17 protein-coding genes are annotated in these 23,687 nt (G+C 64.8%); 11 read left to right on the forward strand and 6 right to left on the reverse strand.

Annotation, left to right across the window (positions count from 1 at the left end; translation table 11 throughout):
* Positions 1–218: 218 nt before the first annotated feature.
* The 4 genes from XI06_RS19335 (at position 219) to XI06_RS19350 (ending at position 6,790) form a co-directional block, all read left to right on the forward strand.
* Positions 219–1,757, forward strand: a complete 1,539-nt coding sequence (locus XI06_RS19335) for a caspase family protein (protein ID WP_237870752.1) — start codon at positions 219–221, stop codon at positions 1,755–1,757.
* A gap of 138 nt (positions 1,758–1,895) precedes the next feature.
* Positions 1,896–2,567 (forward strand): OmpA family protein, encoded by a 672-nt coding sequence (locus tag XI06_RS19340; RefSeq protein ID WP_237864319.1) that lies wholly within the window; start codon positions 1,896–1,898, stop codon positions 2,565–2,567.
* Positions 2,568–2,711: 144 nt separating this feature from the next.
* The gene (locus XI06_RS19345) at positions 2,712–3,641 is read left to right on the forward strand and encodes an efflux RND transporter periplasmic adaptor subunit (RefSeq protein ID WP_237864320.1); all 930 of its coding nucleotides are present in this window, start codon (positions 2,712–2,714) and stop codon (positions 3,639–3,641) included.
* Positions 3,641–6,790 (forward strand): efflux RND transporter permease subunit, encoded by a 3,150-nt coding sequence (locus tag XI06_RS19350; protein ID WP_237864321.1) that lies wholly within the window; start codon positions 3,641–3,643, stop codon positions 6,788–6,790. The genes XI06_RS19345 and XI06_RS19350 overlap by 1 nt, the downstream gene beginning before the upstream one ends.
* 34 nt (positions 6,791–6,824) lie before the next feature.
* Here XI06_RS19350 and XI06_RS19355 read toward each other — a convergent pair whose 3' ends face one another.
* Entirely contained in the window at positions 6,825–7,499 is a 675-nt protein-coding gene (locus tag XI06_RS19355; RefSeq protein ID WP_237864322.1) for a Crp/Fnr family transcriptional regulator, read from the reverse strand.
* 235 nt (positions 7,500–7,734) lie between these two features.
* On the opposite strand from XI06_RS19355, the gene XI06_RS19360 reads away from it, so the two are divergent.
* The 3 genes from XI06_RS19360 (at position 7,735) to XI06_RS19370 (ending at position 13,667) form a co-directional block, all read left to right on the forward strand.
* Positions 7,735–9,792, forward strand: a complete 2,058-nt coding sequence (locus XI06_RS19360; protein ID WP_271606160.1) for an AsmA family protein — start codon at positions 7,735–7,737, stop codon at positions 9,790–9,792.
* A gap of 256 nt (positions 9,793–10,048) precedes the next feature.
* Positions 10,049–12,496 carry an adenylate/guanylate cyclase domain-containing protein gene (locus tag XI06_RS19365; protein WP_271606161.1) on the forward strand — a complete coding sequence of 816 codons (2,448 nt, stop codon included), beginning with the start codon at positions 10,049–10,051 and terminating at the stop codon, positions 12,494–12,496.
* A 304-nt stretch (positions 12,497–12,800) separates the two neighbouring features.
* Positions 12,801–13,667 carry a hypothetical protein gene (locus XI06_RS19370; protein ID WP_271606162.1) on the forward strand — a complete coding sequence of 289 codons (867 nt, stop codon included), beginning with the start codon at positions 12,801–12,803 and terminating at the stop codon, positions 13,665–13,667.
* Positions 13,668–13,669: 2 nt separating this feature from the next.
* Here XI06_RS19370 and XI06_RS19375 read toward each other — a convergent pair whose 3' ends face one another.
* The 4 genes from XI06_RS19375 to XI06_RS19390 form a co-directional block, all read right to left on the reverse strand.
* Complete coding sequence (locus XI06_RS19375; RefSeq protein ID WP_271606163.1) at positions 13,670–14,083, reverse strand: PIN domain-containing protein; 414 nt, start codon at positions 14,081–14,083, stop codon at positions 13,670–13,672.
* Entirely contained in the window at positions 14,080–14,310 is a 231-nt protein-coding gene (locus XI06_RS19380; RefSeq protein WP_271606164.1) for an AbrB/MazE/SpoVT family DNA-binding domain-containing protein, read from the reverse strand. The genes XI06_RS19375 and XI06_RS19380 overlap by 4 nt, the downstream gene beginning before the upstream one ends.
* An 87-nt stretch (positions 14,311–14,397) precedes the next feature.
* On the reverse strand, positions 14,398–15,666 hold the full coding sequence (locus XI06_RS19385) for a Spy/CpxP family protein refolding chaperone (RefSeq protein WP_442869461.1): 1,269 nt from the start codon (positions 15,664–15,666) through the stop codon (positions 14,398–14,400).
* Between the two features lie 279 nt (positions 15,667–15,945).
* The gene (locus tag XI06_RS19390) at positions 15,946–17,046 is read right to left on the reverse strand and encodes a LysM peptidoglycan-binding domain-containing protein (protein ID WP_271606166.1); all 1,101 of its coding nucleotides are present in this window, start codon (positions 17,044–17,046) and stop codon (positions 15,946–15,948) included.
* A gap of 178 nt (positions 17,047–17,224) precedes the next feature.
* Between XI06_RS19390 and XI06_RS19395 the strand changes: the two genes are divergently transcribed.
* The 4 genes from XI06_RS19395 to XI06_RS19410 all read left to right on the forward strand — a co-directional run bounded on the left by XI06_RS19395 (position 17,225) and on the right by XI06_RS19410 (position 22,857).
* Positions 17,225–17,926 (forward strand): hypothetical protein, encoded by a 702-nt coding sequence (locus tag XI06_RS19395; RefSeq protein ID WP_271606167.1) that lies wholly within the window; start codon positions 17,225–17,227, stop codon positions 17,924–17,926.
* 147 nt (positions 17,927–18,073) lie between these two features.
* The gene (locus XI06_RS19400) at positions 18,074–20,737 is read left to right on the forward strand and encodes a bifunctional diguanylate cyclase/phosphodiesterase (protein ID WP_237864329.1); all 2,664 of its coding nucleotides are present in this window, start codon (positions 18,074–18,076) and stop codon (positions 20,735–20,737) included.
* A 52-nt stretch (positions 20,738–20,789) separates the two neighbouring features.
* Positions 20,790–21,050, forward strand: coding sequence for a hypothetical protein (locus XI06_RS19405; protein ID WP_237864330.1), 261 nt, complete (start codon positions 20,790–20,792; stop codon positions 21,048–21,050).
* Positions 21,051–21,159: 109 nt separating this feature from the next.
* A complete protein-coding gene (locus tag XI06_RS19410) occupies positions 21,160–22,857 on the forward strand; it encodes a GMC family oxidoreductase (protein ID WP_237864331.1) in 1,698 nt (565 codons plus the stop codon).
* An 11-nt stretch (positions 22,858–22,868) separates the two neighbouring features.
* On the opposite strand, the gene XI06_RS19415 is transcribed toward XI06_RS19410, so the two are convergent.
* Positions 22,869–23,645, reverse strand: coding sequence for a L,D-transpeptidase (locus tag XI06_RS19415; protein ID WP_237864332.1), 777 nt, complete (start codon positions 23,643–23,645; stop codon positions 22,869–22,871).
* Positions 23,646–23,687 lie beyond the last annotated feature (42 nt).

A 23,687-nucleotide genomic window follows, 5' to 3' on the forward strand; every position in this document is an offset into this window, starting at 1 on the left:
GCAGCCGGAACCCTGAACGAGACCGCGTCGAGTGATGCCGTGACATCAGATCTATTCCCCTCGCCCCCGGCCTGCGCCTCGCGGTCAATTGTCGCGATAGTGCAGAATCTCCAAGCGGTTGACGCCCCCGCTCCCCGGTTTGATAATGCACTTTGCGTAAGTTAAGGTCGCCGCGGCGCAAGCTGGAACGGCGCCTTTTTGGCTGGACCGCGCTGATTATGAAAACTCGCTTCCTTTTTCTTCTGCCATTGCTTGCCTTGTTCGTCCCGACCGCTGCGTCGCATGCGGCCGGCGACCGCTTCGCGCTGGTCATCGGCAATGCCAAATATCCGGATGCCGACAGCCCGCTGAAGGAGCCGATCAACGACGCCCGCGATGTCGCCGACGAGCTCAAGCGCGATGGCTTTACGGTCGAGGTCGGCGAGAACCTGACCGGCGACGGCATGCGCCGCGCCTTCGACAAGCTCTACGGCAAGATCAAGCCCGGCTCCGTGGCGCTGGTGTTCTACAGCGGCTTCGGCATCCAGTCGGCGCGCCAGAGCTACATGATCCCGGTCGATGCACAGATCTGGACCGAGTCCGATGTCCGACGCGACGGGTTCAGCATCGAGGCCATCCTGGGCGAGCTCAACACCCGCGGCGCCGGCGTCAAGATCGCTCTGGTCGATGCCTCGAGGCGCAACCCGTTCGAGCGCCGATTCCGCAGCTTTTCGGCGGGCCTGACGCCGGTGATTGCACCGAACGGCACGCTCGTGATGTATTCGGCCGCACTGGCATCTGTCGTGTCGGATGCCGGCGGCGACCACAGCCTGTTCGTCCAGGAGCTGCTCAAGGAAATCCGCGTCCCCGACCTGATGGCGGAGGAAACGCTGAACCGCACCAAGATGGGCGTCACCCGCGCCTCGCGCGGCGAGCAGGTGCCGTGGATATCGTCCTCGCTTGCGGAGGATTTCTCGTTCATTCCGAGTCCGAACGGCTCGCGCCCGACGGCGACGATAGCGCCAACGATGCCGCCACCGGCGCCTCCGCCAGCGCCGCCAGCGGTCGCCAACAACCCGCCGGCGCCGCCTCCAGTTCCACCGGCGTCACCGGCGCCGGTAGCTTCGAACAATCCGCCGGCGCCGCCCGCCCCTCCGTCACCGCCGCCGGTGCCGAAGCCGCAGGTGGATGCCGCGCTGCCTCCACCGCCCCCGCCGGTCAAACCGGCCGAGCCTGCGCCACCGACAAATGCGGACGGCGGCCCGAGCGCGGCTGCGCTGCAGGAAGATCCCACCATCAAGGGTCTGACGGCAAAGATCGCCGCCAATCCTGACGACGTGAACGCGCTGTACCGGCGAGGCCAGGTCTATGCCAGCAAGGGGGCCTACACCCTCGCCATCAAGGATTTCGACGACACGCTGCGGATCAATGCGAAGGACGTCGAGGCCCTGAACAATCGCTGCTGGACCCGCACCGTGGTGGGCGACCTCCAGGGCGCGCTCAAAGATTGCAACGAGGCGCTGCGGCTGCGGCCGAATTTCGTCGATGCACTGGATAGCCGCGGGCTGGTGAACCTCAAATCGGGAGCGGTGAAGAACGCCATCGCCGATTTCGACGCCGCCTTGCGGATCAATCCGCGCCTGACCTCCTCGCTCTACGGCCGCGGCGTGGCCAAGCAGCGCAACGGCTCGGCCCAGGAAGGCTCGCTCGACATCGCCAATGCCAAGGCGATGGATCCGAACATCGTGCAGGAATTCGCAAGTTACGGAGTGCGTTGATATTTTTTTGATTCCAGGCAGGCGGCGCCTCGAACCCATGGCGCCCGGCCAAGACTAATCAACGGATGCCGGAGGCCCTGCCGTGGGGCCTGTTGCCGGAATTTGGAACCGCGCGGGCTCGCACAGGAGGGACTGACAATGAGATTGGCTGCAAAGGGACTGACCGCACTCCTCTCCGTCATCACCGTCAGTGCCGCCCTGTCGCTGACACTCCCTCCCGCCTTCGCCGGCGACGACGGCAACAGCAAGAACGTCACCGAGGATGAGATTGTCCGTGCCCTGGCACCGCCGCCGAAAAAGCCCCTGACTCGCGGCCTCTCGATCGGCCCGCAGGCGGATCCGGTCCCGAATGCGACGGAAACCAAGCTGATCCAGTCAGTCCGCGGCCGCGCCACCCGTTCGCTCTCCTCGACCGAGCGCGAGGAGATCGCAACCGCCGCCAAGGACAAGCCCAATATCGATCTCGAAATCACCTTCGACTACAACTCGGCCGATATCAGCGCCAAGTCGCTGCCTTCGGTGCAGGCGCTGGGGCGCGCGCTGACCAGCCCCGACCTCAAGGGCTCGACCTTCGTGGTCGCAGGCCACACGGACGCCGCCGGCGGCGAGAGCTATAATCAGGACCTGTCGGAACGCCGGGCGGATTCGATCAAGCGCTATCTCGTCGAGAAGTACAGCATCGCCGCGACCGACCTCGTCACCGTCGGCTATGGCAAGAGCAAGCTGAAGGATCCGAGCCAGCCGATGGCCGAGGTGAACCGCCGCGTGCAGGTCGTCAATATGGAAAACAAGACCACCGCATCGAAGTGACTACGACGTGAATCCGTTGAAGTGACAAGTGCTGATGTGGTGTAAACTATTGGTCCCAGCGCGCGTCCCGCAGCCCTGCGGGACGCCGCTTCGTTTCAGGGATTCGTTCCCGACAACCTCGAGCCAGGCCAGGATGATCCGGCGATGAACATCTCCGAATATCTCAAGCCTGCGGGAACCGTGGCGTTCATCCTTGCGCTCGGCGTCGGCTATTACTGGTTCGAGCATCGGCATCGCCCTGAAGCGAAGGAAACGCCGGGCGAGGCGCTCGTCATCGTGACGAAGTCGACCAATGCCTGCTTCTCCGACCTCGTGCGAGTGACCGGCTTCTTCGTGCCGAGGCGCGAGGCCGTGGTCATGGCCGACCAGGAGGGATCGAAGGTCACCGACCTGTTCGTCACCGAGGGCACCATCGTCACCGAGAACCAGGAGCTGGCGCGCCTCACGGCGCCGCCGCAGATTCCGGGCCAGCCGCAACGGCCGGGGCCTCAGGGTCCGATTTCGCTGAAAGCGCCCGCGCCGGGTCTCATCACGGAAGTGCGCACCGTCGTGGGTGCCCCGGCCTCACCCCAGGCTGGACCGATGTTCCGCATCGCCGTCAACAACGAGATCGAGCTGGATGCGCAGGTCCCGGCCGTGCACATGCCGAAGCTCAGCACCGGCGCGACGGTGCGGATCAGCCGGGACGATGCCGCCGATCTGATCGGCCGGGTCCGCCTGGTCGCGCCCGAGATCGATCGCGCCACCCAGCTCGGCCGCGTCCGCATCAGCGTGACCAATAACCCCTCGCTGAAGGTCGGCGTGTTTGCCCGCGCCTCCATCGACGCCAAGCGAAGCTGCGGCGTCGCGGTTCCCAAGACCGCGATCGACCATCTCACCGTCCAGGTGGTCAAAGGCAATGTCGTCGAGACGCGAAGGGTGCGCGTCGGGCTGACATCGGACAGCCAGACGGAAATCCTCGAAGGGGTCGAGGTCGGCGAGATCGTCGTCGCCGACGCCGGCTCTTCGCTGCATGACGGCGACCAGATCAAGACCATGTTCGCCGATGAACTCGATCGCACGCGGGTACGCTAATGGCTCTCAATATCTCGGCATGGTCGATCCGCAATCCGCTGCCGTCGGTGGTGTTCTCGATCATCCTCTTGATCCTCGGCTGGACCTCCTTCACCAAGCTCGCCATCACCCGGCTGCCTTCGGCGGATATTCCGGTGATCTCGGTCGCTGTCTCGCAATTCGGCGCCGCGCCGGCGGAGCTCGAATCGCAGGTCACCAAGACGGTTGAAGACGCCGTCTCCGGCGTCGAGGGCGTCAGGCACATCACCTCCTCGATCACCGACGGCGTGTCGATCACCACCATCCAGTTCGCGCTGGAGACCAACACCGATCGCGCGCTCAACGACGTCAAGGATGCGGTGACGCGCGTGCGCTCGAACCTGCCGCAGAACGTCACCGAGCCGCTGATCCAGCGCGTCGACGTGATCGGTCTGCCGATCGTGACCTATGCGGCGATCTCGCCCGGCAAGACGCCGGAGCAGCTTTCTTACTTCGTCGACGACGTGGTCAAGCGCGCGCTGCAAGGTGTGCGCGGCGTCGCCCAAGTCGAGCGCATCGGCGGTGTCGAGCGCGAGATCCTGGTCTCGCTCGATCCCGATCGCCTGCAGGCGATGGGGCTGACGGCCGTCAACGTCAGCCAGAGCCTGCGCGGCACCAATGTCGACGTTGCCGGCGGCCGCGCCGAGATCGGCAAGAACGACCAGGCGATCCGGACGCTGGCCGGCGCCAAGACGCTCAGCGACCTCGCCGGAACCATGGTTCCGCTGTTCGGCGGCGGCGAGGTCCGGCTCGACGATCTCGGCACCGTGACCGACACGATCGCCGATCGCCGCACCTTCGCCCGCTTCAACGGCGAGCCGGTCGTTGCGCTCGGCATCAAGCGCTCCAAGGGCGCCAGCGACGTAAAGGTCGCCGAGGCCGTGCAGAAGCGCATCGACGCGCTCAAGGCCGCCTATCCCGATGTCGACCTCAAGCTGATCGACACCTCGGTCGAATACACCAACGGCAATTACGAAGCGGCGATCTCGACCTTGTTCGAGGGCGCTATCCTCGCCGTCGTCATCGTGCTGCTGTTCCTGCGCGACCTGCGCGCCACCATCATTGCCGCGGTCTCGCTGCCGCTGTCGATTTTCCCGGCCTTCTGGGCGATGGACATCCTCGGCTTCTCGCTCAACCTCGTCAGCTTCCTCGCCATCACGCTGTCGACGGGTATCCTGGTCGACGACGCCATCGTCGAGATCGAGAACATCGTGCGGCACATGAACATGGGCAAATCGCCCTACCGTGCCGCACTGGAAGCCGCCGACGAGATCGGCCTCGCCGTGATCGCGATCTCGCTGACCATCATCGCGATCTTCGCGCCCGCAAGCTTCATGTCTGGTATCGCCGGACAGTTCTTCAAACAGTTCGGCATCACCGTCTCGGTGCAGGTGTTCTTCTCGCTGCTCGCCGCACGCTTCGTCACGCCGATGCTGGCGGCCTATTTCCTCAAGCACGGCCATCACGAAGAGCCGCCGCCCGGCCGCATCCTGCGGACCTATCACAGCCTCGTCTCGTGGTCGGTGAAGCACTATTTCATCACCGTGCTGATCGGCTTCGGCATCTTCGCGGCCTCGATCTGGAGTATCACGCTGCTGCCGCAGGGCTTCCTGCCGGCGCAGGACAGCGCCCGTTCCCTGCTCGCCCTCGAACTGCCTCCGGGCACGCAACTCGCCTATACCGAGAAAGTCACCGAGGACATCGTCGCGCGCCTGCGCCAGCGGCCCGAAGTGAAGAGCATCTTCGTCGACGGCGGCCGCGTTCCACCGGGCACGCAGGAGGTCCGGCGCGCCTCCCTGATCATCAATTACACACCCAAGAACGACCGCAAGATCACCCAGCGCGAGCTCGAATTTTCGATCAGCCAGGAGCTGGAGAACGTTCCCGATATCCGTTTCTGGTTCCTGGACGAGAACGGCCTGCGCGCGATCTCGCTGGTCGTGACCGGTGTCGACCCCAACATCGTCAACAACGTCGCCAGCGAGCTCGCGACGCAGATGAAGCGGATTCCGACCATCTCCGACGTCATCTCGGAAACCTCGCTGGAACGTCCCGAGCTGCGCATCGAGCCGCGCGCCGATCTCGCCGCGCGGCTCGGCGTCTCGACCGAAAGCCTGTCGCAGACCATCCGTGTCGCGACCATCGGCGACGTCGGGCCGGCGCTCGCCAAGTTCGACGTCGGCGACCGCCTGGTGCCGATCCGCGTGCAGCTCGAGGATGCCGCCCGCGGCAATCTCAAGACGCTCGAGCAGCTACGCGTGCCGCTCGGGGAGCACGGCGAGAAGGGCGGCGTGCCGCTCGCCGTCATCGCCGATGTCAAGCTCGATCAGGGCCCGACCAGCATCAACCGTTACGATCGCGAGCGGCAGGCCACCGTCGCCGCCGACCTCGTCGGCTCCGCGGCGCTCGGCGATGCCACCAAGAAGATCTACGAACTGCCCGTCATGAAGAGCCTGCCGAAGGGCGTTAAGGTCTCCCCCTCGGGCGACGCCGAAAGCCTCAACGAGCTCTCCGACGGCTTCGCCACGGCGATCACGGCCGGCCTGATGATGGTCTATGCGGTGCTGGTGCTGCTGTTCGGCACCTTCCTGCAGCCGATCACCATCCTGTTCTCGTTGCCGCTCTCGATCGGCGGCGCGATTGCAGCGCTGCTCGTCACCGGCAAGCAGCTCACGACGCCGGTGTGGATCGGCATCCTGATGCTGATGGGCATCGTCACCAAGAACGCGATCATGCTGGTGGAGTTCGCGATCGAGGCGATCCGCGACGGCAAGCCACGCGACGAGGCGATGATCGACGCCGGCATGAAACGCGCCCGCCCGATCGTAATGACCACGATCGCGATGGCCGCCGGCATGATGCCGAGCGCACTCGCGGTCGGCGCCGGCGGCGAGTTCCGTTCGCCGATGGCGCTCGCGGTGATCGGCGGCCTGATCTTCTCGACCATCCTGTCGCTGGTGTTCGTGCCCGCGATGTTCATGGTGATGGACGATGTCGGCGCGCTGATCTGGCGCTTCGGCAAGCGGCTGATCGTGCACAGCGCGGATGCAGAGACGGACGACCATCACGGCGCCGCGCCGGCGGAAGCGCCGCCGATGCCGAAGAGCATGGTCCATCCGGCGGCGGAGTAGCGGCGGCTACGCCAGGAGCGGCGTCGCTACGCCCCTACTCGTTCCGCGCGATCGCCGTCAGCTTGGTCATGTTCCTGAGCAGGATCCGCCCGCGCTGGAGATCCAGGATCGCTTCCTTGCGCCAGGCCTGAAGCTGGCGGTTGACGCTCTCGCGGGCGGCGCCGACGAAGACGCCGAGTTGCTCCTGCGAGATGTGCACCTCGGAGCCGAAATCGGCGGCAAGCGCGCAGAGCCGCCGCGCCAGCCGCACCGGCAACGGCTGCAGCATCGACTCTTCCATGCGCTCGCTCTGCCAGCGGATGCGCTGGCACAATAGCGCGATGATCTTGATCGCGACCTTCGGCTCGCGCTCGAGGAAGGCGAGGAAGTCTTCGCGCCGCAGCACGAACAATTCGCTCACCTCGCCCGCGGTCGCATCCGCAGTGCGGCTCTGGCCGTCGAGCACCGCGACTTCGCCGAACAGATCGCCCGGACCCATGAAATTCAGCGTCAGCCGACTGCCGTCGGAGGCGCCGGTCTCGATGCGGACCTGGCCGCGGCGCACCCCGAACAGGGCGTCGCCCGGGTCACCCTTCTGGAACAGCACCTCACCATTCGCCAGATGCTGGGTGTGGCAGAGGTTGGACAAACGCTGGAGTTCGTCCACGCCGAGATCGGCGAACATGGCATTCATTTTCAGAATGACCGCAAATTCGGCCTGCTTGCTCATTTCAACGTCCTTGTGAATTTACTCGTCAATTGCCAGGGCAAATCGCTTGGAAGCATGAACGTCAGAATCGCGTAAAACCGCGCCGCAGAAGTGTGTCATAAGTCACATAACTTTGCAGCACCTCCCGATTATTTTTAGTCGCTTGGAGCGGCTTCCCGTCCCGGGATAAACTCAGGCGCAAAGGACGGGTCATCCGCCGGTTGCGACGCCGCCCGTCCGTGGTTGGAAAGTCGACATGAGAGCAGTGAAATTCGCCGGCGCGGCGGTGGCCGCGATCATCATCGTGATCGTCCTCCTGCTGGTGATCGGGGTTCCCTCGGGCTTTTTGACTGCGACGATCGCCTCGCGGGTCGAGCAGGCGACCGGATATCGGCTGTCGATCGACGGAACCACGAAGATCAGCCTGTGGCCGACGCTGAACGTCACGCTGAACGACCTCACGCTTGCCGATCCCAAAGACCGCAGCGGCATTGCACGCGTGACGATCGACACCGTGCAGGCCGACATGTCGCTCGCAAGCGTGTGGTCGGGTCATCCCGAGATCAGCGAAATCATCGTCAGCCATCCCGTGCTGTACCAGCCGCTGCTGCGTGAGCGCCTGCCCAATACGGATGCATCGCCAAAGCCGCTCGCGCTCGACACGGGCGGCGCAACCATCAACCGCGTCAAGATCGTCAATGGCGAAATCGCATTCTCGCGCGCACGCGATCGCGTCGAAGGCCGCATCAGCGCGATCAACGCGGACATCGTCGCCGGCCAGGACCGCAAGGTCAATATCGCAGGTACCGCGCGCGTTGGCGAACACCCGACCAAGTTCGACATCAAGGCGACCACCCCGGCGCCCCCGATCGAGCGGCAGACCGTCCCGGTGGATTTCGCCGTCGACATGCCCGATGTGCTGAAGTCGCAGCTGGCCGGTCACGCCGAGCTGCGGCTGAGCGGCGCAATCGTGATGATCAACAGCGTCAACGGCACGCTCGGCGATGGCGCCTTCAACGGTTGGGCTTCGGTCGACACCGCAAGCAAACCGCTGGTGAAGCTCGATCTCGATTTCCAGCGCCTCGCAATCCCACTGGCGAAATCGCCCGATGGCGCGGCCGGGCAGCCCTGGAGCGATGCGCCGATCGACGTATCCGGGCTCAACTATGTCGACGCGCAGGTCAGGATCTCGGCCAACGAAGCCGTCATCGGTGATGCCCGTCTTGCGCCGCTGGCGCTCGATGCAAAGCTCGCTGGCGGCATCCTGAAGGCTGGCACCGCCAATCTCGGCGCCTATGGTGGCCAGGTGTCGGGCGAGGTGATCCTCGATGCCACTAGCGGCGCGCCGAGCTTTGCCATGCATTCCGACTTGGTCGGCGTGCGCGCGCTGCCGCTGCTCCAGGGCCTCGCCGAATTCGACCGGATCGACGGCAAGCTGCAGGCCAAGCTCGCGCTGCGCAGCGCAGGCACCAGCCAGCGCGCGCTGATGGCGAACATGCAAGGCACCGCCTTCGTCAATTTCCAGGACGGCGCCATCCGCGGCATCAATGTCGCGCAGATGATCCGCTCTCTGACCTCGGGCACGCTGACGGGCTGGCAGGACAACCAGAGCTCCGGCCAGGAGCAGAGCACGGATCTGTCGCAGCTCTCCGCCTCCTTCCGCATCGACAAGGGCCAGGCGGTGACGACCGATCTCAACCTGATCGGCCCGCTGGTGCGCGTCACCGGCGCCGGCACCATCGCGCTCGACACCAAGATGATGGGCTTTCGTGTCGAGCCGAAGTTGGTGATGACGACGGAAGGCCAGGGCCGCACCTCCGAACCTGTTGGCTTCGGCATTCCCGTGATGATCACGGGCGCATGGTCGCAGCCGAAGATCTATCCAGACATGGCCGGCGTGCTCGATAATCCCGATGCGGCCTATGCCAAGCTGCGCGAGATGGGCAAGGGCCTGTTCGGCCCCGACGGCGCTGGGCTCGGCAACATCCTGAACAGCTTTGGTCTCGGCGGCGCCGTGCCGGGCGCCGGCGGCAGCGCGGCCAGCAATGCCAATCCGCAAGTCCAGCAGCCGGGGCAAGGGCAGGGTCAGAACAATCTGCTCGGCGGCCAGCTGGGCGAGGCGATCGGCAATCTGATCCAGCAGGGACTCTCGAGTGGCGCCGGAAGCGGCACCGGCCGAAGCCGCAGCCTGCCGGGCAGCCCGACCACACCAGCACCGCAGGCTTCGCCCGCCCCTCCGACCCAGGATCCGCCTCAGGCGCAGCAGGACAGCCAGCCGATGAACGACGTGATGCGGCAGCTGTTCAATCGGTGATTAGCGGACCAAGGCGTCGAACTCCGCGCGCAGCCATACACCGCCGCCCCGCCCGCTTCTTCATCCGAACGGAGGAGGGAGCCTGCCGGCTGCGACAATTCACCGCCCAGGCGGTTGTTCCGGCATTCCCCGACGGGTAACCACACGAGCCCGTTCCTCGCCCCCTACCCGTCCAAACACCCAAATTGTGGTAGAAGGGCCATGGGGGCCGTAGGGCCCTTAGCGCCGGCGTCGGTCGCGGCGCGAGAGGATCGGGATGGCGGGAGCGAAAGACAAGACCTGGGTTCTGCGCGAGGGCCTGTTCGCCAAATATGTCGTCTCCCTCGTCGGCCTCGTCGTGTTCGTGCTCGCGGTCAACGGCGCGATGGAGACCTGGATCTCCTATCGCGCCACCAGGACACAGCTGACAGGCGGGCTCGAGGACAAGGCGCAGGCCGTCGCCCGGCGCATGGAGCAGTCGATCTCCGAGCTGGAGCGCCAGATCAGCTGGGTCACGGCGGCCAGCCAGGACACGCTCGAAAAGCGCCGCACCGGCTATGCCCAGCTGCTGCATCAGGTCGCGGTCGTCACCCAGCTCTACCAGCTCAACGGCGAGGGCCGCGAGGTGCTGCGCGTCTCGCGGCAGTCGACCACGACCGGCGGCAATGCCGACCTCTCCCGCGACATGCGTTTCACCGACACGGTGGCGCGCGGGGTGAGCTACTCGCCGGCCAGCTTCGTCGATGAGAGACCGGTGATGTCGATCTCGGTGGCGCATTCCGGCTTCAATGCCGGCGTCACCGTGGCCGAGGTCGATCTCAGCTTCCTCTCCGACTACCTGTCGGACAACCAGGTCGGCAAGGCGGCTTTCGCCTATGTTGTCGATCCGCACGGCCGCGTGCTGGCGACATCGTCGAAGGGGCCCGATGTCGGCACGGACGTGTCGAAGCTGCCGCAGGTCGCAGCGGCCATCGCGCCCGGCCGCGAGCCCGACACGTCGGGCACCGACTTCAACGGCCATTCTGTGCTGACAGCCGCGAGCACGGTACCCAAGCTCGGCTGGACGGTTTTGTTCGAGCAACCGACCACGCAGGCCTTGATGCCGATCCGCGACCAGCTCGTGCGCATCGCGCTTTTGATCGGCATGGGGCTGCTGGTCGCGATCCTCGCCGGCACGCTGCTGGCGCGTCGCATGATCATCCCGATCACCGCGCTGCGCGACGGCGCGCACAAGCTCGGCGAGGGCGACTTCAGCCACCGCATCGACGTGCATACGTCGGACGAGCTGGAAGATCTCGCCGGCCAGTTCAACCGCATGGCCGGCCAGCTCCAGGAGACCTATACGGATCTCGAGACCAAGGTCGAGGCGCGCACCCGCGACCTCGCGCAGTCGATCAACGAGCTGAAGGTGCTGGAAGAGGTCGGCCGCGCGGTCTCGTCCTCGCTCGACCTCAACGCCGTGCTGCCGACCATCGCCGCCCGGGCGCTGGAGATCAGCCATGCCGATGCGGTGCTGATCTACGGCTATGAGGCCGAGCTGCGCCGCTTCAACCTGGTCGAGGCTGACGGCATCGACAAATCGGCCGGGGGCGACCATGTCAGCATCGACGAAGGCGCGAACATTTTGAGCGATGCCGCCAAAAGCGGTGAGCCGATCGCGATCGCCGATCTCGACGATGCCGCCGAGCAGCCGCTGCGCGACGTCGCGGTCGCCGCCGGCTTCCATTCGGTGCTGGTGGTGCCGCTGGTCGATCAGCAGGGCACTCTCGGCGCGCTCGTCGTTCTACGCCGCGCCAGCGGCGAATTCGAAGGCAGCCTCACCGGCCTGATGCGCACCTTCGCCAACCAGGCGGTGCTGGCGATGCGCAATGCGCGCCTGTTCACCGAAGTGGACCATAAGAGCCACGCGCTGGAGACGGCAAACGAGACCGTGCGCGCCCAGGCCGACAAGCTGCGCGAGCAGACCGAGCAGCTGAAGAACTGGAACAAGTCGCTGGAAGAGCGTGTCGCGACCCAGCTCGGCGAGATCGAGCGCATCCGCAAGCTCGAGCGCTTCCTGGCGCCGCAGGTGGCGCAGCTGATCGCCTCCTCCGACAGCCCGGAGGGGCTCCTCACCAGCCAGCGCCGCGAGGTCACGGTGGTGTTCTGCGATTTGCGCGGCTTCACCGCCTTCACGGAAGCGACCGAGCCGGAAGAGGCGATGAACGTGCTGCGCGAATATCACGCCGCGCTCGGCAAGCTGATCTTCAAGTACGAAGGCACGCTGGACAAATATGCCGGAGACGGCGTGATGATCCTGTTCAACGCGCCGATCCAGTTCGAGGACCACACGCAGCGCGCCGTGAAGATGGCGGTGGAGATGCGCGACACGATCGGCCCTTTGACCGAGCGCTGGCGCAACCGCGGGCATAGCCTCGGCTTCGGCATCGGCATCGCGCTCGGCTATGCCACGCTCGGCCAGGTCGGCTTCGAGCAGCGGCTGGAATATGCCGCGATCGGCAGCGTCACCAACCTCGCCTCCCGCCTCTGCGCCGAAGCCAAACCCAACCAGATCGTGGTCAGCCGCCGCGTCTACGGCATGGTCGAGCAATGGGTCGAGGCGCGCGCCCTCGACGATCTCCAGCTCAAGGGGTTCAATCATCCCGTGCTGGCGATGGAGATCTTGTCGTGGCGTGATGAGGTCGACAACGTCGTCGACGCGACAGCGGCACGTCGCCGAGGGTAATCATCGCCACGGAAGTCGAAAACAACCCCATGCACAGTAGGTAGGGCTCGGGCGATACAGCGAATTTTCGATGCGACTACGGATTTCACGAATTTCCCTTTGACGCGTCGGGCAAAACACTGGCATAATGGCATCATCGGGCGTTTGCGCCTGATCTCCCCACGCGCTGATGTGTGTCCGTCGGGTCAACCGATCCCGCGATGACCATGCTGTTGCGATCTGCCTCTCTCACGAACCACATCGCGGCTCACCGCGACTAACCCAGGCTTCAACGACGAAGCGGAGTTCGGATGGGAGACGGCCTGTGGTGTTTGCCTTGCCTTCGCGCGCCTATGATCTGCAGATGCAGGACCGTTCCGCCGATCGCGCACGCGACCATGGCTGGGTCTTCGGCCTGCCGCCGGGCATTGAGAGCGAGCAATGGCCACTCGATCCCGTCACCGGCTATCCGCTGATGCACGGCTTTACGCTTCTGCTGCCGGACGATTATCGCGTGCATGGCGAGGACATCGTCGCGGTGTCGTTCTTCGCGACAGCGCCCGACCACAATGACGGCGGCGCGCCTGACGATCCTGAAATCCGCGAGGCGGTGGCGGCACGCGCCTCACATCCGCGCCTGTCGCGCATGACCGACATCCTCGATTACGAATATGCCGCGATCCTTCTGACCAAAGCCGAATATGACGGCGCATTCGCAACCCCGCCGGCGCCGCTCGCACTTGCGACGGCGGAGCGGCCGCGCTGGCTCGATGTCGGCGGCGCCAGCGCCTTCCACGAATCGGCGCGCGGCTACGCGAAGAAGCTGCTGCCGACGACGCCGCGCGCCGATCTCGCCGAGAACCGCGCCATCGCGCTGACGGCCCGCGCTGAGGATCCCAACGCCGGCAAGGGCCCGCAGGATACGCATGTGAAGCGAGGGCCGCCGACCGGATATCAGCCCTATTATTACTATGTCGACGGCGTCGCGAGCCGCGACAATTTCCGCCTGCACGATTGGGGCAAGGATCACGCGCCGAACCATCTCGGCGGCACCATGCGGCCCTGCCAGGCCGTGCCCGAGATGAGCCCGTTCTACATCGAGTTCGAGGAATATTTCGGCGGCTACAATTTTGGTGGCGGCAATGCGCAGCTCGATTTCAGGGATATGAAGTTCGACTGGGCGTGTGGGTGAGGTTACGGCTGCCCCGTTCCACCACCGAGAAACGGATTGACGATGGTGAGCCCGCCGATGTTGCGGCCATGTTGCAGGTCTTCGCTGTAGAGCGTGTCACAGCCGGCCTCGATCGCCGCGGCGATGATCAGGGCGTCGTAGAAGGCAAGTGTGTGATCGCGAGCGAGCTCAATCGCGGCAGCGTGCGTCTCTGATGTCAGCGGCACGATGTCAGGGAAGCGGAAGCGAAGGGACTGCACCGCGGCTTCGATGACCGGCCATTCTTGCTTCTGCTTCTTGCGCAGCACATTGGTGAATTCGTTCAGCACTTGCGCGCTGATCGCGCCGCCCCCAGCGATCGTGGTGAGCGCCCGCTGCCGCCTTGCATCGCTCGAAAAAGCGTAGATCAGGATATTGCTATCAAAGAACGCGCTCACCGCTCGTTCGCCTCATCGCGGTCGAACTTGTAGCCTTCCGGCAGAGGAAAACGAAACTGCTCCACCTGTCTAAGAAACTCCGCTCGCTTGTCGATCTTCTCGACTACGAGTTGGCCCTTCGAGGCCTCCACCACATTGAGTTCGTCGCCGGGAGAAAGCTTCAGTTCTTCAACGAGAGCCTTGGGCAGGCGGACCGCCAAGCTATTTCCCCATTTGGAAACAAGCATGAAACCTCCATGATATACAAGAATAGATGTATATCATAGGGCGGTTACCCTTTCGCTTCAAGAGGTTACGGCCCTGCCAAGTAACGCTCACATCGCCCGCTTCGGCCCCATCGCCTCGAAGGCTGCCTTCTGCTCATCGCTGAGATCCGCTTCGAAATCGTCGACCGCATCGCTGACGCCGCCCACCGCCTGCTGCATCGTCTGCAGCCGCAGCTTCACGGCGGCGAGGCGAGCTTGCGGTGTCGCTTCCGCCTTCATCGGGCAAGAGCTTAGCGTTTCCAGCGTGCGCAGCGTGGTGTCCTGGAGCACGTCGAGCCGGGCGCTGCCGGTGTCGTCGAGCTTCAGCGTGGACACGATGTCGGCGGCGGGCCATTGCTGCTGCACGAGCTGTTCGTACTGGTGCTGGGCCTGCACATCATAGCGGGGATCGTAGTTCGGATCGCAGGCTTTGGATGCCTGCGGCGCCTGGGCCGCCTGCGCATCCTTGTGCTGGGCGGCTGCAAGCGCGGCGCGGCGCTCGTTCGCGAGGGATTCGAGCTTTGCTTTCTGGCCGTCATCGAGGAGGCCAACGAATTTATCCAGCGGCGCTGCCAGCGCATCCGTGGCCTTGATCATCGCATCCAGCCGCGCCTGCATCACGCCGAGGCGTTCCGCGGCAGTCATCGGCGCCTGCGCCGGGCACGAGGTGCGGATGGTGTCGCGCGCTGCAGTCCAGGCGACGGCGAGTTCGTCGAGCGCGGTGCGCTGCATCTCGTTCGGCTGCACGGCGCTCGCGATGCGATCGACAGGCAAGCCACCGGTGTCGCTGCTGTCGCAGACGGCCTCGACGGTCGGGACTCGTCGCGCGCGGCGGCCTTGCGGCGCGGTGTAGGCCGCGAGCTCGGGCGCCGCATAGGGCGCGAAGATCGCGGCATAGATATCGCCATAGCCATAGAGCGAGAGACTGGTCGTGTCGCCGAAGACGATTGCGGTGGTGAGATCGTCATGCGCGAACGGCCAGAACACCGGACCGATCCAGCCATAGCTGCCATCAGGATGACGCCACCAGCCTTGCGGGCGGCGGCCGCCGTGCCAGCCCGATAGCGCAGCCTGCGCCGTGAGCGCGGCGCGCAAGACGTAAGGGTTGGCGGGCCGGCCGCGTTCACCGCCCCTCGGATCCTGAGCGCTCATGGCAGCGGACCGATAGCGGCTACCGCGCACCGCCATGCGCGAATGGCGCAGCCGCGACAGGCCGATGACATGGCCGACGGCAAAGCGGGCAACGCCGAGCGGGCCGCCGCGCAATCCGAATTGCGCATTGGCTGTATCAGGCAGCAGCACTGTCACAATCGCAAGGACCGCGCCGACCAGCGCCAGTCGCAAGTGTGATCTCGACCTGACCACTGAGCTGACCACTGCGTTGTCCTCTCAAACACGCATCTCGTCTTAGGGAGAAGACGCGCCGGGGAACCAAATGTTCCGGGGCGAGACGGGCCAAAGCGTCGCGGATCGAAGGGCGGCAGTGGCGGCGAGCCCAATCGCTCGTCATTCCGGGGCGCGCCCCTCGGCGCGAACCCGGAATCCATCGAGCGACGGTGACGGTAGGACAATGGATTCCGGGTTCGTCGCTTCGCGACGCCCCGGAATGACGACGCCTCACTGCGCCTTTTGCGGCACCAATACGGTCTGGCCGGGATAGATCAGATTCGGATTGCGGATCTTTTCGCGGTTGGCATTGAAGATCACCGCGTAGCGGGCGCCGTCGCCATAGGCCAGACGACTCAGGGCCCAGAGGCTGTCACCCTTGGAAATCACCCGGCTGCCGCTGGCCTCCGCCGGTGCCGTGTTGAGCACCTCTGCGGGCGAGGCCGCTGCGACAATCGCAGATGTCGCAGGCACCCTCGCCATGGACTTGGGTTTGGACGGACCCATCATCCGCGGCCGAGCCGCGGACCGTTCCGGCGTCGAGGCCAGACGCGGCGCCGGAAGCGAGGCGACAACCTCCGGCTTGTCATCAGGTTTTGCTTCTTGCGGCTTTGCCTCGGGCTTCGCGGCCACAGCGACACGCGCAGGCGGCGGTGCGGCTTCAGCAATCGTCACCGGCATGGTGCGGCTGGATTGCGTGACGCTGCCGTCGGGTGCCTTGGCGCGCAGCGCCAGCTCATAGTTGCCGGCGGGAAGCTTTGGCGGCGTCATCACGAACTGGCCCGACGCATCGGCCACCACGCTGTCGAGCGGTTGGCCGTCGCGCAGCAGCTCGACCTTGGCGCCCGGTGCAGCCTGGCCCGCGATCACCGCGGCCTCGCCATGATCGTCGACACGGGCGACATCGAAGCGGGGGCCGGTGTCTGCAACAGGCGGCTGCGGCTTGGCCGGAGCGACATCCGCCAGCGCGGCGATCTGCTTCTGGGTCTCGGCCAGCGCGCCCGCCTTCGGCGCCTCGGTCGTCGCCGGCGAGGCGGACGGCGCGGGGGCAACCGTGGCGAGCTTCGGCACTTCGGCCTTCGGTTGTGGTTTGGGTTCGATCTTGGATGCGGTCTTGGCCTCAACCTTTGGTTCGACCTTGGCCTCGGCCTTGGGTTCGACCTTGGGCTGGATTTTCACCTCGGGCTTGCTCTCGGGCTTTGCGACCGCGGCCATTTCGGTCTTCGTCCCACCCGGCAGCATGTGGCGCAGCTCGGTCGGGCCGATCACCAGCACGGTGCCGCCCACGGCAAGCAGACAGAACGCAATGAAGGCCTTGGATGCGGTGATCATCAGTCCTCAAACCTTGATCAAAAATCTCTGGGTCGCAAATCAGCCCCGGCAAATTGCGCCGTTTTGGCTGCGGCAGCAAGACGTTCGAAGGGATGAACCGCGCCGGCCCTGTCCGCGTCAAACCAGCGAGGCCGCATCAAGCCCATTTTTTAACGACCATTTTCCTGGGAATTTCACCATGACCGCATTTTGCCGCGCCGCGCCATGGCTGGCGCTTGTCCTGACACTCGCCGCAGCTCCCGCGGCTGCCGCCTCCGGCCCGCCGCCGGGGTTCGTTCTCACCGACGATGCCGACCTCGCCTTCACCTCGCCCGACGGCGCCACCAAGCTCGAGCAGTACACCAAGGACCCCGGCACTTTTGACGTCAAATGGCAGGTCTGGGCCCGTCGCGGCGATCAGATGACCGAGCTGAAGCCGGAGCAGGGCTATGGCGCCGGCTTCCGCTTCACCGCAGATTCGCAATGGCTGGTGCGGATGCAGAAGACCGGTTCAGGCGAGCAGGACCTGTTTCTCTATCATGCCGAGAACGGCACCTTTGTCAGTGCGACCAGGACAAAATCGCTCAGCGATCTCGCCTGGGCCTATTTCTACGGCCGGCCGGAGACGAAGACGTTTGCCAAGCTCGACTTCCACATCTCGGCCAATCTGTTGAAGGGGACCGAAGAGGCCTATCACTGGCTCGGCGTGGATTGGCCCAACAACCGCTATCTCGTGATCAGCCTCGCCGGCCAATACGACAAGCATCCGAAAAACACCGTCATGAAGGGACTGGGCGGCTGGCAATGCCGCTATGACCTGAAGACCGGCAAATTCGACGTGCCGCCGATGTTCGCCAAGGAGAATGCGGAAGCGCTGAAATGGGAAGTGAAGCGGGAGTGATAAGCAGCTCCAGAACCGCCCCGCGTTTTGGAGTTCCCAATAGCCGTGCCAACCCCCTGATTTTGTTCCAGTTCACACTTCGCTAACCCACAATGGTAACGGGGTCTTGGCGTTTTTGGCGCATTCTGCATCCCAGGGGAGGGCAGGATGGGCGCATCAATCCGATGGACCGCGCGATTGCGCGTGCTGCTTCGCCAGTGGCGCGGCGCGCCGCTGACGTGGTTGATCGTCGGCGGCTTCGTGCTCATGGCCGCGACCGCCATCGGCACCGGGCTCACCGTCGACCGCTTCCGGCAGAACGCCATCGAGAGTGGTCGCGACAGCCTTGAAAGCTCCGTCCGCCTGCTGGCCCGTCATTTCGATCGCGAGTTCGCGGATTTCGCGGTCCTCCAGAAGAGCATCATCGCGGAACTCGAAAGCCACGGCATCGCTTCCCCCGAACTGTTCCGCAGCGAGATGGCGACGCTCGCCATGCATGAGGTGCTGCGCGCCAAGGCGAGCGGCTGGTCCGACATTGCCGGCGCCAATGTGTTCGATGCCGAAGGGCGGCTGATCAACTCGTCGAAACGCTGGCCCGTCGCCGATATTTCGGTGTCCGATCGCAACTATTTTATCAGGCTCAAGAACGATGCGATCGCCCAGGAAGAGGTCGAGGTCGTGCCCGGCCGGTTGGGCAAGGGTCCGGCGATCGTGCTGGCGCGACGCGTGTCAGGTCCGCACGGTGAATTCCTCGGCATCGTCACGCGCGCGATCGCGCCGGAGCAGATCGAATCCTTCTTCGCCTCAACCGGGCTCGGCGAGGATTCCTCGGTCGCGATGTACCACCAGAGCGGCCAGCTCTTCGCGCGCATTCCGCATGTCGACGCGATGATCGGGCAAAATTATCGCATCGGCTCGGCGGAGCAGAAGGCCGTGTTCGATCGCACCTCCGTCTCGACGAAGCTCACCAGCCCGATCGACGGCAAGGACCGCATTGTGGCCTCCCGCCTGCTGACCGGCGAGCCGCTCGTGATCATCGCCACCAGGTCGCTGGATGCAGCGCTCGCCACCTGGCGCACACAAACTAAGTTCTTCGTCACCGTCGCCGTGCTGTCGATCGGCTTGCTCGTGCTCACCCTGTTCCTGATCTTCCGCCAGGTGACCAACCGAGTCTCGCTGGAGAAGCAGCGGCTCGACACCGCCATGAACACGATGACGCAGGGCCTCTTGATGTTCGACCAGGACGAGCGGCTCATCGTCTGCAACCGCCGCTACATCGACATGTACGGGCTCTCGACCGCGGTGGTGAAGCCCGGCGTCAATTTCCGCGACGTGATCCAGCATCGCGCCGACACCGGCTCGTTCGACGGGGACGTCGACGCCTATTGCGACAGGATCCTGAGCCAGGTCGGACTGACGCAGAGCCGCATCGTCGAGACCTCCGATGGCCGCCTGATCGAAATCAAGAACCAGCCCAGCGCGGCCGGCGGCTGGCTCGCCACCCATGACGACGTCACCGAGCGCATCCGCGCCGACGAGCGCATCGCGCATATGGCGCATTACGATGCGCTGACCGACCTTCCCAACCGCGTGCTAATGCGCGGTCATCTCGAGCGCCGCGTGGCGGAGCTTGCCCAAGGCAAGCCGTTTGCAATCCTCTATATCGACGTCGACGAGTTCAAGGGCGTCAACGATTCACTGGGCCACGAGGTCGGCGACGAATTGCTGCGTCAGGTCGCGAACCGCCTGCGCGCCTGCGTCAGCGGCAACGATCTGGTGGCACGTCTCGGCGGCGACGAATTTGCTATCATCAAGGCCGGGACCTGCGACCAGGCGGAGCTGGCGATGCTGGCCGAACAGATCCTGGCATCGCTGCGCATGCCGGTCGATTGCAAGGGCCAGGAGATAGCGTCCGACGCCAGCATCGGCATCGCGATCGCGCCCGACCACGGCGACGTCATCGACGACCTGCTCAAGCGCGCAGATCTCGCAATGTATGCGGCGAAGTCAGAGGGACGCGGCACCTTCCGCATCTTCGTGGGCGAATACGACGCCAAGGCGCGGCAGCGCCGCCAGCTCGAGCTCGATTTGCGCCAGGCGCTGGCCCGCCGCGAGTTCGAGGTGCATTACCAGCCGCTGGTCGATCTCTCCGCCAATGTCGTCACCGGCTGCGAGGCGCTGCTCCGCTGGCGCCATCCGGAGCGCGGCATGGTCTCGCCTGCGGACTTCATCCCGGTCGCCGAGGACACCGGCATGATCGGCGAGATCGGCGAATGGGTCTTGAGGCAAGCCTGTCTTGAGGCGGCAAGCTGGCCCGGCGACATCCACATCGCGGTCAACGTCTCGCCGGTGCAGTTCCGCTCCAAGACGCTGGCGCTGAAGGTTGCGGCTGCGCTCGCCGAGTCGGGCCTGGCGCCGGGACGGCTCGAGCTCGAGATCACCGAGACCGTGCTGATCCGCGACGACGAGGAGGCGCTGACCATCCTGCAGCAGCTGCGCGAGCTCGGCGTGCGCATCGCGCTCGACGATTTCGGCACCGGCTATTCGTCGCTGAGCTATCTGCACCGCTTCCCCTTCGACAAGATCAAGATCGACCGCAGCTTCATCAGCGATATCGGCGAACCTGAGGATTCCTCGCCGATCGTGCAGGCCGTGGTGCACATGGCCGCCGCCCGCCACATGGCAACGACCGCCGAAGGCGTCGAGACCGAAGCCCAGCGCGAGGTGCTGCGCCAGCTCGGCTGCAGCCAGATGCAGGGCTGGCTGTTCAGCCCCGCCGTGCCGGCGGCAAAACTGAAGCAGCTGTTGTCGAAGCAGGCGGCTGCGGCCTGAGAGTTTTTCCTCCGCGCCTTGCATTTGCACGGAGGTCCCATATCTCATCGGCATGATGAAGCTCACACGCATTCAGGACCACGCCATTCAGGCGCTCATGGCCGGTATCGTCGGCGCCGAGACGTTCGATCACGTCTTCGCGGGTATTCGCTTCGATGAAATCGAGGGCACGATGCTCTACGCCTTCGCCAGGAACGAGGACGTCGCCTCCGACATCGAGGACAGCTATTCGCCGCTCATCGCCGCCGTCGCCTCGCGGGTGCTGAACAAGCAGGTCGATGTCGTCGTCGTGATGCCCAAGGTCCTGCAGTAAGGTTTTGCAATAGCGTCTTGACGCAACCCACCGCCTGCGTGGGCGGGGCGTGACCTCGCGATATTTCCGCGTTACCCTCTTGGGGCAAGAACAAGAGGAAACGCCAATCGTGTACGACTACATTATCGTGGGCGGCGGCTCGGCAGGGTCCGTGCTGGCCCACCGGCTCTCCGCCAGGAGCGCCAACAAGGTCCTGCTGTGCGAAGCCGGGCAGGACACACCACCCGGCAACGAGCCCGCCGAAATCAGGGACAGCTATCCGGGCACGGCCTATTTCGATCCGCGCTTTCACTGGACCGAGCTCAAGGTCACGACCGAGGTCGTCAGCCACAACAATCCGAACGAAGCGCGTCCGCCTTTGCGCAAATACGAGCAGGCGCGCGTGCTTGGCGGCGGCTCGTCCATCAACGGCCAGATGGCCAATCGCGGCGCGCCGACCGATTATGACGAGTGGCAGGCGCGTGGCGCGGAAGGGTGGGCGTGGGACGACGTGCTGCCCTTCTTCAAGAAGGTGGAGCGCGATCTCGATTTCGACGGACCCTATCACGGCAAGGACGGAAGGATTCCGGTGCGCCGCATTCCACGCGAGCACTGGACGAAGCATTCGCAGGCGTTCGCCGACGCCTTCGATCAAGCCGGCCATCCCTACGTGGCCGACCAGAACGGCGAGTTCGTCGACGGCTATTTTGCGGTGACGCATTCCAACCAGGCCGAGCAGCGCGTCTCGGCCGCGATGGGCTATCTCGATCGCGACACCCGCAAGCGCACCAATCTCACGATCTCCACCAACACGCAGGTGAGAGAGCTGATCTTCGAAGGCACGCAATGCGTCGGCGTGAAAGCAGTGATCGACGGACGCGAGCAGGAATTCCGGGGACGCGAGATCATCCTCTCTTCCGGCGCGATCCATTCGCCGGCGCATCTCTTGCGCGCCGGCATCGGTCCGGTCGGCCACCTCAAGGACATGGGCATTCCGGTGCTGATGGGGCTCGCCGGCGTCGGCCAGCGCCTGATGGACCATCCCTCGATCTCTCTGTCGTCCTTTGTCCGCCGCGGCGCGCGCATGAACGAGCATACAAGGCGGCATATGCAGCTTGGCCTGCGTTACTCGTCAGGACTTGAAGGCGTGCCGAAGGGCGACATGTTCGTCGTCGTGCTCTCCAAATCGGCCTGGCACGCGGTCGGCGCGCAGATCGGCTCGCTGCTCACCTTCGTCAACAAGACCTATTCCGAGACGGGGCAGGTGAAGCTCGCCTCGCGCGAGCCCACGGCTGAGCCGATCGTCGAGTTCAATCTCTTGTCCGACCGGCGTGACCTCGACCGCCTGATGAGCGGCTTCCGCAAGATGGCCGCCATTCAGATGAGCGATATCGTAAAGAAGGTGACGGACAAGCCGTTCCCGGCCGCCTATACCGACAAGGTGCGCAAGATCGGCGTGGTCAACACCCAGAACAAGATCCTGACCAGGATCGCCGCGACCATGATGGATGGGCCGGCGGCGCTGCGCCACTATCTGATCGACAATTTCGTGGTCGAGGGCTTTACCTTCGATGACGTGATCAACAATGACGAGGCGCTGGAAGCTTTCGTGCGCAAGGCCACCATCGGCGTGTGGCACGCCTCCTGCTCATGCCGGATGGGCCGGGCCGACGATCCGATGGCCGTCGTCGACACGCAAGGCCGGGTCAAGGGCATTCAGGGCCTGCGCGTCGTCGACGCCTCGATCTTCCCGGTGGTGCCGTGCGCCAACACCAATTTCCCGGTGCTGATGTCGGCGGAGAAGATCGCGGCTGCGATGATGCAGTGACGTGCCGCGTACTACTGGACCTCGGCGATCTTCGGTCCGGATGATTGCATCTGGGCAGCGGTTGCCGGAAGCACGATCACTTTCGCTCCGACTTTCACCCGCTCGTAGAGGTCCACGACGTCATCATTGGTCAACCGGATACAGCCGGACGAGACCCGCTTGCCGATCGTATCGGGCTTGTTGGTGCCGTGGATCCTGAATTCGGTCTCGCCGAGATACATCGCCCGAGCGCCAAGCGGGTTGCCGGGACCGCCTGCCATGAACCGCGGCAGATAAGGCTGGCGCACAAGCATCTCCGTAGGTGGACGCCAATCCGGCCATTCCGTCTTGCGGGCCACCGTCTGTTCGCCGGACCATGTGAAGCCTTCACGGCCAACACCGATGCCGTAGCGCAGCGCCTGCGTGTCGTTCAGGACGAAATAGAGGAATGTGTTCTTGGTATCGACGATCACAGTGCCCGGCGTCTGGTGGCTGGCGTAGTCAACCACCTGCCGAACAAAGGCTCCGGGACCCTCAGCGGCTTTTGGTGGCTCGACCAGTGGCGCCGGGGCTGGAGCTGGAATCGGCGCCGGAGCTGGCACCGAGACATGAGCTGGTGTTGCCACGTAAACCGGAGACGACGACGCCTGGGCCTGGTGCGGCGACGGCTTCTGTTGCGATTGCACACCCGCCGGGCGAGACAGCAAACTGTAGCCCACGATGGCGACGGCTACGGCGCCAATTGCAACTCTCGCGGCCTTTGGTAGTGCGAGCGTCTCCGCTTTTCCACGTTTGGCCCGCTTACCCATTACTTTCCCCGGATCAGTTGTCAGGGAGAGGTACCCAGCAAA

Source organism: Bradyrhizobium sp. CCBAU 11434, assembly GCF_028128895.1.
GTDB lineage: Bacteria > Pseudomonadota > Alphaproteobacteria > Rhizobiales > Xanthobacteraceae > Bradyrhizobium > Bradyrhizobium zhengyangense.